Consider the following 3,085-nt stretch of genomic DNA (forward strand, 5'->3'; position numbering starts at 1 on the left):
AACAAAGAAGGATTATTCCTTCAAAACTAGATAACAACGTAAGTTTTCGAAATGCTTTTATTTTGGTTAAGCCCTCGACCGATTAGTATCCGTCAGCTCCATGTCTCGCGACACTTCCACCTCGGACCTATCAACCTCATCATCTCTAAGGGGTCTTACTGGATTAACTCCATGGGAAATCTCATCTTGAGGGGGGCTTCACGCTTAGATGCTTTCAGCGCTTATCCCTGCCGCACATAGCTACCCAGCTGTGCTCCTGGCGGAACAACTGGTGCACCAGCGGTGCGTCCATCCCGGTCCTCTCGTACTAAGGACAGCTCCTCTCAAATTTCCTGCGCCCGTGACAGATAGGGACCGAACTGTCTCACGACGTTCTGAACCCAGCTCGCGTACCGCTTTAATGGGCGAACAGCCCAACCCTTGGGACCTACTTCAGCCCCAGGATGCGATGAGCCGACATCGAGGTGCCAAACCTCCCCGTCGATGTGGACTCTTGGGGGAGATAAGCCTGTTATCCCCAGGGTAGCTTTTATCCGTTGAGCGATGGCCCTTCCATGCGGAACCACCGGATCACTAAGCCCGACTTTCGTCCCTGCTCGACTTGTAGGTCTCGCAGTCAAGCTCCCTTCTGCCTTTACACTCTTCGCGCGATTTCCAACCGCGCTGAGGGAACCTTTGGGCGCCTCCGTTACTCTTTAGGAGGCGACCGCCCCAGTCAAACTACCCACCTGACACTGTCCCCCACCCCGATCAGGGGCGTAGGTTAGAACCTCGATATGTTCAGGGTGGTATCCCACCATTGCCTCCACCGAATCTGGCGACCCGGTTTCTAAGGCTCCCACCTATCCTGTACAGAACATACCAAAATCCAATATCAAGCTATAGTAAAGCTCCATGGGGTCTTTCCGTCTTGTCACGGGTAACCTGCATCTTCACAGGTATTACGATTTCACCGGGTCTCTTGCCGAGACAGCGCCCAAGTCGTTACGCCTTTCGTGCGGGTCGGAACTTACCCGACAAGGAATTTCGCTACCTTAGGACCGTTATAGTTACGGCCGCCGTTTACTGGGGCTTCAATTCAAAGCTTCGCTTGCGCTAACCTCTCCTCTTAACCTTCCAGCACCGGGCAGGCGTCAGCCCCTATACTTCGCCTTGCGGCTTCGCAGAGACCTGTGTTTTTGCTAAACAGTCGCTTGGGCCTATTCACTGCGGCCCCCTCGTGCTATTCACACTAACGGGGCACCCCTTCTCCCGAAGTTACGGGGTCATTTTGCCGAGTTCCTTAGCAAGAGTTATCCCGCGCGCCTTAGGATTCTCTCCTCGCCTACCTGTGTCGGTTTGCGGTACGGGCACCTATTTCCTCGCTAGAAGCTTTTCTTGGCAGTGTAGGATCAGGGACTTCGGTACTTAAATTTCCCTCGCCATCACGTCTCAGTCTTAATAATGAGCGGATTTGCCTACTCATTAACCTAAACGCTTGGACAGGCACTTCCAATCGCCTGCTCACCCTACCTTCCTGCGTCCCTCCATCACTCAAACGGAAATGAGGTGGTACAGGAATCTCAACCTGTTGTCCATCGTCTACGCCCTTCGGCCTCGACTTAGGTCCCGACTTACCCTGAGCGGACGAGCCTTCCTCAGGAAACCTTAGGCTTTCGGCGGATCAGATTCTCACTGATCTTATCGCTACTTACACCGGCATTCTCACTTCCAAGCGCTCCACATGTCCTTACGGTCATGCTTCAATGCCCTTGGAACGCTCTCCTACCACTGTCAAAGACAGTCCATAGCTTCGGTGGTATGTTTAGCCCCGTTACATTTTCCGCGCAGAGTCACTCGACCAGTGAGCTATTACGCACTCTTTAAATGGTGGCTGCTTCTAAGCCAACATCCTGGTTGTCTAAGCAACTCCACATCGTTTCCCACTTAACATACACTTGGGGACCTTAGCTGATGGTCTGGGCTGTTTCCCTTTCGACTACGGATCTTAGCATTCGCAGTCTGACTCCCGATGATAAGTCTTTGGCATTCGGAGTTTGACTGAGTTCGGTAATCCGGTGAGGACCCCTAGCCCAATCAGTGCTCTACCTCCAAGACTCTCACATCGAGGCTAGCCCTAAAGCTATTTCGGAGAGAACCAGCTATTTCCGAGTTCGATTGGAATTTCTCCGCTACCCACACCTCATCCCCGCACTTTTCAACGTACGTGGGTTCGGGCCTCCAGTGCGTGTTACCGCACCTTCACCCTGGACATGGGTAGATCACACGGTTTCGGGTCTACGCCTACGTACTCATTCGCCCTATTCAGACTCGCTTTCGCTGCGGCTCCGCCTTATCAGCTTAACCTTGCACGTAAACGTAACTCGCCGGTTCATTCTACAAAAGGCACGCCGTCACACATAGATCGTGCTCCGACTGTTTGTAGGCACACGGTTTCAGGTTCTATTTCACTCCCCTCCCGGGGTGCTTTTCACCTTTCCCTCACGGTACTGGTTCACTATCGGTCACTAGGGAGTATTTAGCCTTGGGAGATGGTCCTCCCAGCTTCAGACGGGGTTTCACGTGTCCCGTCCTACTCAGGATCCGTCTCGGAGAGTTGAAAATTTCGACTACAGGATTGTTACCTTCTGTGATGGACCTTTCCAGATCGCTTCGTCTATTCTCAACCTTTGTAACTCCGTGTGAGACGTCCTACAACCCCGAAAGGCAAGCCTTTCGGTTTGGGCTCTTCCCCGTTCGCTCGCCGCTACTCAGGGAATCACTACTTGTTTTCTTCTCCTCAGGGTACTTAGATGTTTCAGTTCCCCTGGTATACCTCCATCCACCCTATATATTCAGGTGGCGGTACTGCCCCATTACGGACAGTGGGTTTCCCCATTCGGAAATCCTCGGATCAAAGCTTACTTACAGCTCCCCGAGGCGTATCGCCGTTAATCGCGTCCTTCATCGGCTCCTAGTGCCAAGGCATCCACCGTGCGCCCTTTGTAGCTTAACCTACTTACTTACTTAAGGTTTTAGGATTTTTCCTAATTTACGCATTTCGGTGAAACTTACGTTTCGTTATCTAGTTTTCAAAGAACAATCA

Annotated in this window: 1 rRNA gene; it reads right to left on the reverse strand. The window is 52.2% G+C overall.

The features are described 5' to 3' along the window. Positions 1-62 precede the first annotated feature (62 nt). Positions 63-2,995: ribosomal RNA gene (locus BEP19_RS01850) — 23S ribosomal RNA — on the reverse strand. Between the last annotated feature and the right edge of the window lie 90 nt (positions 2,996-3,085).

It is taken from the genome of Ammoniphilus oxalaticus (assembly GCF_003609605.1).
Taxonomy (GTDB): domain Bacteria; phylum Bacillota; class Bacilli; order Aneurinibacillales; family RAOX-1; genus Ammoniphilus; species Ammoniphilus oxalaticus.